An 8,631-nucleotide genomic window follows, 5' to 3' on the forward strand; every position below is an offset into this window, starting at 1 on the left:
GCACTCATGCCTGATATTATGAAGAGGTTAGGAGTGGTCCAATTCTTTTCATGGTTCGCATTTTTTGCCATGTGGACGCTGGCAAATCCCGCACTAACCAGTCATGTATACAACTCCTCTAAGCCAGATGTCATTGAGTTTGCTCAATTTACTACTAACGAAAAAGGAGAAAAGGAAGCGATAACAGCAGATAGTGGTGCCGTTATATTTTTAAGTAAATCCAGTAAAGCCGAATACAAAACTCTGGACAAAGCTTATAATGAAGCTAGTGATGATGTAGGGTCCAAAATGGGAATCTATGGATTAACCTCTATGATTTTTGCGCTACTCCTCACGTTTTACACTGCTTACAGATCTATCAATAGAAAGTACATTCACATGGCAAGTTTGCTCGCAGGAGCAATCGGTTTTTTATATATGTTTTACAGCCCAAGCGCACCAGATAATTTATACCTATCATTTGGTTTAATAGGTATTGCCTGGGGAAGTATATTATCCATGCCTTATGCAATGCTTTCCAGCTCTGTAGAACCTTCAAAAATGGGATTGATGATGGGTGTTTTCAATATGTTTATTGTCATACCACAAATTATTGCTGCTGTAGGTGGTGTCGTGTTGTTGCACAATCTTATAGGAGAAGAATCTATACATGCGATGACTGTAGCAGGGATATTCTTGATCATTGCGGCATTTTCAAATTTATTAATTACCGATAAAAAGGCGATCACTTATCAGCCTTCTATTACAAACGAATAAATGGTTAAAAAAGCATTCATATTTGATTTAGACGGCGTTATAGTGGATACAGCAAAGTTTCATTTTATCGCTTGGCAGCGGTTAGCGGCATCTCTAGAAATCAAATTTACAGAACACGAAAACGAACAATTGAAAGGAGTTTCTAGAGTTCATTCACTCCAGAAAATTCTAGAATGGGGAAATATAGAAATCAGTCCAGATGTTTTTCAGGCAAAAATGGATCAGAAAAATGAAGAATATCTGGATCTTATAAAATCATTGGATACCAGTGATATCATGCCTGGAGTTCATGATTTCCTTTTAAATTTAAAAGAGCAGGAGCAACCCATTGCTTTGGGAAGTGCCAGTAAAAATGCCCGCCCTATTTTAAAAAAGCTAGGAATATTACACCTGTTTGAGGTTATCGTAGATGGAACTAACGTGACTAAAGCAAAACCAGATCCAGAAGTATTTCTCCATGCTAGCCGGCAATTAAATTTTGCGGTACAAGAGAGTATTGTCTTTGAAGACAGTGTCGCAGGTGTGCAAGCCGCAAATGCGGCAGGAATGATTTCCATAGGATTAGGAGAAAAAAAAATATTACACGAGGCAGATGAGGTTTTTACTCACTTTACAGACATGCCAAAAGATTATATCAACACACTACTAAGCAAGAAGAAATGAATCAGGAATATATTATACCAGATGCGTGGTCTATAATTGAGGAAGGGTGGAAGCCGTCTCAAGTAGAATCTAGCGAAAGCCTTTTTTCCATCGGTAACGGTGCCATGGGCCAAAGAGCAAATTTTGAAGAAAAATATACAGGAGATAGCTTTCAAGGAAGTTATGTTGCAGGTGTTTATTATCCAGATAAAACAAGAGTAGGATGGTGGAAAAATGGCTATCCAGAATACTTTGCAAAAGTATTGAATGCTCCTAACTTTATAGGAATAGATGTTTTTGTTGATGGAATAGAATTGGACCTTGCAACGGTTCAAGAAGTAACCCATTACCGCAGAGAGCTCCATATGAAGGAAGGCTGGTACGAGCGTTCTTTTACAGCACATTTTTCTGATGACAAAGCGATCAAAGTTGTCGCCCGTAGATTCATGAGTCTAGAAATAGATGAACTTGCGGTGATTAATTATCAAGTTACTGCTGTAAAAGGAGGTATGAGTATTTCTTTCCAACCTTATATCGATGCAGGAATTACTAATGAAGATACCAACTGGGATGATGCGTTTTGGGAAATAGAAGAACTGGTTTCTGATGACCATCAAGGGTTCGTGCGCAGCCGTACGAACAAAACCAACTTCTATGTAGCCACTTATATGCAGTCAGAGTTGATTAAAAACGGAGTTCATGTGCAGTATGCAGCGCCTTTTGATCAGACTGATACTGTAATCAGACATCAAGCGGCTGGTTATATCGCTCAAGGCGAAAGCCTAACACTTAGAAAATATGCGGGCTATACTTCCAGCCTAAATCAGGAACAGGCTAACTTATTTTTAGTCGCAAAATCAGTTTTACAAAAAGCAACAGCGTTAGGTTATGAAAGTTTGCTTAAATTGCAATCAGATTCATGGGCCCAAATTTGGGCAATGGCAGATATTAGTATTGACGGTGATCTCAAAGCCCAGCAAGGGATACGCTTTAATATTTTTCAATTGAATCAAACTTATTCAGGTAAGGACTCTCGACTCAACATAGGGCCAAAAGGTTTTACAGGAGAGAAATATGGAGGTTCTACCTATTGGGATACAGAGGCTTATTGTATTCCTTTCTACATGGCTACCAAAGATCAACAGGTAGCACGTAATTTATTGAGATATAGATATGAGCAGCTAGACAAGGCCGTTGAAAATGCTGGGAAACTAGGATTTTCTTCTGGAGCTGCTCTATATCCAATGGTTACTATGAATGGTGAAGAATCTCATAACGAGTGGGAAATAACCTTTGAAGAAATACACCGCAATGGTGCGATGGTTTATGCCATTTACAATTACGTTAAATATACAGGAGATTACAGCTACATTCCAGAAATGGGATTGGAAGTGATGATTGCCATTGCAAAATTTTGGCAGCAACGTGCGACCTATTCTCAACGAGCAAAAAAATATATGATTTTAGGGGTTACTGGACCTAATGAGTATGAAAATAATGTCAACAACAACTGGTACACGAACTACCTTGCCAAATGGTGCATTCATTACACTATAGAAAACATCCATAAAGTAAAAGAGAGTCACCCGGCAGATTACGATAGAATCAGGTCTAAAACCGACCTTACAGATCTGGAGATAGCAGCATGGAAAGAGGTGGCAGATAACATGTACGAGCCCTTTGATGAAGAACTAGGTATTTACCTCCAACAAGATGGATTCTTAGATAAAGAAATCATTCCAGTAAATGACCTTCCAAAACAAAACCGACCGATCAATCAAAAATGGTCTTGGGATCGCATTTTAAGAAGCTGTTACATCAAACAAGCTGATGTTCTTCAATGTTTTTATTTCTTTGAAGATCACTTTACCAAAGAACAACTCGCAAAGCACTTTGACTTTTACGAGCCATTAACCGTTCATGAAAGCTCGCTTTCTCCTTGTGTTCACGGTATTCAAGCGACAAAGTTAGATCGATTGGATCAGGCTTACGAGTTTTATTTGAGAACTTCTCGTCTCGATTTAGACGATTATAATAAAGAAGTGGAAGAAGGATGTCATATTACCAGTATGGCAGGAACCTGGATGAGTATTGTAGAAGGTTTTGGTGGTCTTCAAATTATTGACGACAAACCTAGTTTTACGACCAAACTTCCTCAACAATGGAAAGGATTCAGTTTTAAAATTAATTTTAGAAATCAAATCTTATATGTGCAGGTTTCTAAAACAGGAGCAAAAGTGACTTTAGAAGGAAAGCAGTCTCAGGATATCATTCTCAACGGTGAATACATCACTTTGGAGCCACAATTTGTAAATGTTTAAACTATGAATAAATCGTTTCTTTTTTTTAGTATTCTTGTGTATTTCGCTTTCGCGAAAGCGGTACAAGCACAATCCATAGAGACCATAGAACCTCCATTTTGGTGGACAGACATGGAACATTCTGATGTTGAGGTGTTGTTGTATGGAGAGAATATAGCCAATTACTCTGCTCCAATTGATAGTGATCTGCCAATAGTAAAAGTTCGTAAAACGGAGAATCCCAATTATCTGTTTTTGACTTTAGACACTGCAAATGCCATTTCTGGTGATTATAAGATTCTTTTAAATGTTTACGATACCCATAATGTAGTTGACTTTAGGTTAAAGGAAAGAGAGTTAAATTCAAAAATAAGAAAAGGCTTTGATTCTAGCGATGCTATCTATTTAGTCATGCCAGACCGATTTGCAAATGGCGATTCCTCTAACGACAGCGTTGATGGGATGACCGAAAAAGTAAATCGTGAGTTCAAAGGTGGACGTCATGGAGGCGATATTCAAGGAATTATTGACCATCTGGATTATGTAGATCAATTAGGAGCAACTGCTATCTGGAGTACGCCTTTATTAGAAGATAATGAAGAACTTTATTCTTACCATGGTTATGCTCAAAGTGATTTGTATAAAATCGACCCTCGTTATGGTACCAATGCCGATTATAAAAGACTGGGTGATGAGTTGCACAAACGAGATATGAAACTCATCATGGATTATGTGACCAACCATTGGGGTGCAATGCACTGGATGATGCAAGATTTACCTACAGAAACTTGGATCCATAAATTTGATGATAACATAGGAAAGGATTTTCCTGTCGCTGGCTATGCCAACTCCTCTTACCGTCAAAGCACGCAAATGGATCCCAATGTGAGCAAGCGAGATGCTATTTATGCAGAGAAAGGTTGGTTTGTCAGTTCTATGCCAGACATCAATCAAAGCGATCCATTAGTGTTGAATTACTTGATTCAAAATACGATCTGGTGGATAGAATATGCTGGATTGGATGGTTTGCGAGTAGATACCTATTCTTATAACGAGAAAGAAGGAATTGCAAAATGGACCAAAGCCGTTATGGACGAGTACCCTAACTTCAATATCGTAGGAGAAACATGGTTGCACGATCAAGCGCAAATAGCTTACTGGCAAAAAGATTCCAAAATTGCCGCGATTCAAGATTACAACACGCACTTGCCTAGTGTTATGGATTTTACTTTGCACGATGCGCTAATGACTGCATTTAATGAAAACGAGCAGCACTGGGATAAAGGAATGATAAAAGTATATGAAAATTTTGTCAATGACTTTTTGTATCCAGACATCAATAATATTTTGGTTTTTGCAGGAAATCACGATACCAATCGCATCAATGGTAACGCATTGTACAAAGGTGATCTAGCCAAATATAAACTTGCCATGACGCTTGTTCTAACCACCCGTGGAATCCCACAATTATATTATGGTGACGAGATAGGAATGGGCGGCAACCGAGATACAGATGGTGATGGCGATGTACGTAGAGATTTCCCTGGTGGCTGGAAAGCTGATGAAATTAACGCTTTTGAAAAACCTACAGACGACCAGAAAGGCTATCAAGATTTTACAAAGAAGCTCTTAAATTACCGCAAGAATAAAGAAGTGATTCATACGGGAAAGTTGCTTCAATACGTTCCAGAAAACAATTGTTATGTGTATTTTCGGTATAGGGAAGATAGCGGTGTGATGGTCATCATCAATAACCATCCAGAAGAAGTAACTTTAGATTTAAAAAGATTCAAAGAAGGGATTTACACAGCAAAAGAGGGAACAGAAATTCTGACCGATAAAAAACTAAGCTTAAGAGGTAAATTAAAAGTTTCTGGAAAAACAAGTATGGTGATCGAGTATAGTTTCTAGAAACAGTACTGCACAACTTTTAAGGTTTTTAAAGCCTTAAAAGGACAGATAAAATAAAATTAAACGAGTAACAAAGGTTTCTCTTACTCGCATCTGGCGGGAGCAGCGAGAGGAATGTACAATGTCTTCAGGACATAGAGTTATCCGAGTAAAAAGTAAATCTAAAACTCATGAATAAACTATCGACATTATGCATCGCAATATGCATCATAAGCTGCGGTACTAAAGAGGAAAACACGTCCGATACTAGAGCTAGTATGATCGAGGTAATGACGACGCCCGTTTATGAATCTGCTCTGTCAAATACAGACGTGTTGTACTCCGATTATTTAGGAGATAAAAGGCCGGATAGTGTTTCTACGGGTTTGGGAATCAGAGTGCGTGAATCTATAAATATGGATCGTGTATATACTTTTGAAATGGAGGAACAAGATCCCTTCCTATCGCACATCACCTTGTGGACAGAAGGCATCAGAAACGATATTCCAGTTTTTAAAAATAACAGCCGTACTATAAAAATCCCTTATAACGGAAGTTTTAAGAATGTCAGCATAAAAGGAGAATTTACCAATTGGGCTTCAAAGGAGTTGCAAGTAGAAGACAACCGGATATTTTACAAGGCTACTGTTCAATCAGGAAAATTCCAATACCTATTTATAGAAGGTGGAAAAGAAGAAACACTAACAGGAAATGAACCTAATGTCGTTAGCAATGGAATGGGCGGTTTTAACCGGGTGCTAGATAACAGTCGTGCTGCAGTCCCTGCTCAACTATCTTATGGAGAAATCTTAGATCAAGGTTTTACATTTAAAACATCCGAAGCATTGAAAAACCTAGTCGTTCTTTATGAAAATCAGCTCATAGAAGCGGTGAAAGCAGAAGGACAAAATACCTACACCGTAAACTTACCTGAAAAGGATTTTTCAAAACGCATTTCAAAAACACAGTTGGTACGGGTTTATGCCAGCGATATAAATGGACGTACTAACGACTTGTTGGTTCCAGTTCAAAACAGACAAGTTGTAAAAGACGCGACACAATTAGCGAGAAATGATTTCCATACGCAAGTATTGTATTTTATAATGGTAGATCGCTTTCTTGATGGCGATACAAACAATACAAAGCCAGTGGCAGATCCAGAGATTTTGCCTAAAGCTAATTATATGGGTGGTGATCTGGCTGGTGTATTAGAAAAGATCAAAGAGGGTTATTTTGAAGAGCTAGGAATCAATACGGTATGGTTATCGCCTATTACTCAAAATCCAGAAGGAGCTTATGGATTGTGGCCAGAGCCACGCACCAAATTTAGCGGGTATCATGGATACTGGCCTATTTCAAATACAAAAATTGACTACCGTTTTGGAGACGAGCAACTCCTGAAAGAAATCATTGAAGAAGCGCACAAACGGGATATGAATGTAATTCTAGATTATGTGGCAAATCATGTGCACGAAGAGCATCCCTTGTATAAAAAACATCCTGAATGGGCAACAAATCTGTATCTAGAAGATGGCAGTTTAAATACAGAGCGCTGGGATGACGAGCGATTGACCACATGGTTCGATACTTTTTTACCTACCTTAAATCTAGAAAATCCAGAAGTGGTAGAAAAAATGACCGACTCGGCTCTGTACTGGGTTACTAAATATAAACTAGATGGTTTCCGTCATGATGCTACTAAGCATGTTCCAGAGGCATATTGGAGGACCTTAACTCAAAAAGTACGCAATAATACAGACCGACCTATTTATCAAATAGGAGAAACTTACGGTTCTTATGATCTGATAAGAAGCTATGTAAGTACAGGTATGCTGGACGCTCAATTTGATTTCAATCAGTATGATGCTGCGGTGAGCGCTTTTGCTACTAAAGACGGCAATTATGCAAATCTTACAGAAACGCTTCAAAAAGGGCTAGAATATTACGGGGACCATCATTTAATGGGTACTATTTCTGGAAATCAAGACCGTGCAAGATTTATAAGCTATGCCAGTGGTGACGTGAAGTTTGATGAAGATGCAAAAAAAGCAGGCTGGACTCGGGAGGTAGTAATGAGCGATTCTACCGCTTTTGATCGATTGGGAATGTTGCAAGCTTTTAACATGACAATGCCAGGCGTTCCGGTTATTTATTATGGTGACGAGTACGGTTCCATAGGAGCAAATGATCCTGACAATCGCAGGATGATGAAATTTGACAAACTTTCTAATCGGGAGAAAAATCTGCGTAAACTGGTGCAGGAATTGGTTCATTTAAGACGCAATTCTATGTCTCTGTTGTACGGAACTACTCAAGTAATGGCAGAGAATAATGGCCTGCTTGCTATTAAGCGCAGCTATTTTGGTGAGGAAAGCACGGTTTTCTTCAATGAAAATGCCATTAGTATGAATATTGCTTTAAATGATGCACGCTTTCGCAAAATTGGAACCGCTATAAACGCCATAGAAACTGATAAAAACATCCAGATTAAGGCAGGCAACTTTATGATATTACAAATTAAAAAGGAAGACAAAAACGCAGTAAATTAAGCGTTTTACTCTTAAGTTTGAAGATCATACGTTCTATAGATTATTAATTACAAAACAATCAGATTAATGAAAAAATATATTTTAGGATTACTTGCTTTGACAGTCGTATTTGCATGTAAGGACGATAAAAAAGAAGTTGCAGTAGTTGCGGAAACGACCACCAAAGAATACACAACTATTCAAGATGAAGACCTTGAAAACGCTGTTATTTATGAAGCAAACATTAGACAGTATTCTCCAGAAGGAACCTTTAATGAGTTTACCAAAGATATACCACAACTTAAAGAATTGGGTGTAAAAGTCATTTGGTTAATGCCCATTTTTCCTATATCAGAAAAGAATAGAAAGGCAAAAGAAGATTTGCTAGTAGAAGACCTAAAAGATCCCAAAGAGCGAGAAAAATATTTAGGAAGTTACTACGCCGTAGCAGACTATGAAAAGATAAATCCAGACTTAGGAACCTCTGCTGATCTGATTAAATTAATAGAGACAGC

The 8,631-nt window shown here is 38.2% G+C and carries 6 protein-coding genes; all 6 read left to right on the top strand.

Annotated elements, in window-relative coordinates:
* On the top strand, positions 1 to 756 hold a 756-nt coding region (locus tag ACJAT0_RS11415; protein WP_415181755.1), incomplete at its 5' end, for an MFS transporter.
* Positions 757 to 1,419: a beta-phosphoglucomutase gene (pgmB, locus tag ACJAT0_RS11420; protein WP_415181756.1), complete on the top strand. Its 663-nt coding sequence runs from the start codon at positions 757 to 759 to the stop codon at positions 1,417 to 1,419.
* Positions 1,416 to 3,719 carry a family 65 glycosyl hydrolase domain-containing protein gene (locus ACJAT0_RS11425; RefSeq protein WP_415181757.1) on the top strand — a complete coding sequence of 768 codons (2,304 nt, stop codon included), beginning with the start codon at positions 1,416 to 1,418 and terminating at the stop codon, positions 3,717 to 3,719. Before pgmB ends, ACJAT0_RS11425 begins: the two co-directional genes overlap by 4 nt.
* A 3-nt stretch (positions 3,720 to 3,722) precedes the next feature.
* On the top strand, positions 3,723 to 5,609 hold the full coding sequence (locus ACJAT0_RS11430; protein WP_415181758.1) for a glycoside hydrolase family 13 protein: 1,887 nt from the start codon (positions 3,723 to 3,725) through the stop codon (positions 5,607 to 5,609).
* Between the two features lie 170 nt (positions 5,610 to 5,779).
* Positions 5,780 to 8,137 carry an alpha-amylase family glycosyl hydrolase gene (locus ACJAT0_RS11435; protein ID WP_415181759.1) on the top strand — a complete coding sequence of 786 codons (2,358 nt, stop codon included), beginning with the start codon at positions 5,780 to 5,782 and terminating at the stop codon, positions 8,135 to 8,137.
* Between the two features lie 66 nt (positions 8,138 to 8,203).
* Positions 8,204 to 8,631, top strand: a 428-nt coding sequence (locus ACJAT0_RS11440) for an alpha-amylase family glycosyl hydrolase (protein ID WP_415181760.1), incomplete at its 3' end; no start/stop codon positions are given.

It is taken from the genome of Nonlabens sp., from assembly GCF_047636915.1.
Lineage (GTDB): Bacteria > Bacteroidota > Bacteroidia > Flavobacteriales > Flavobacteriaceae > Nonlabens.

What these genes read in the sequence shown, in the direction of transcription:
- ACJAT0_RS11430 (WP_415181758.1), top strand. Translation starts at nt 3,723, where the DNA reads ATGAATAAATCGTTTCTTTTTTTTAGTATTCTTGTGTATTTCGCTTTC.
- ACJAT0_RS11435 (WP_415181759.1), top strand. Translation starts at nt 5,780, where the DNA reads ATGAATAAACTATCGACATTATGCATCGCAATATGCATCATAAGCTGC.
- ACJAT0_RS11425 (WP_415181757.1), top strand. Translation starts at nt 1,416, where the DNA reads ATGAATCAGGAATATATTATACCAGATGCGTGGTCTATAATTGAGGAA.
- pgmB (WP_415181756.1), top strand. Translation starts at nt 757, where the DNA reads ATGGTTAAAAAAGCATTCATATTTGATTTAGACGGCGTTATAGTGGAT.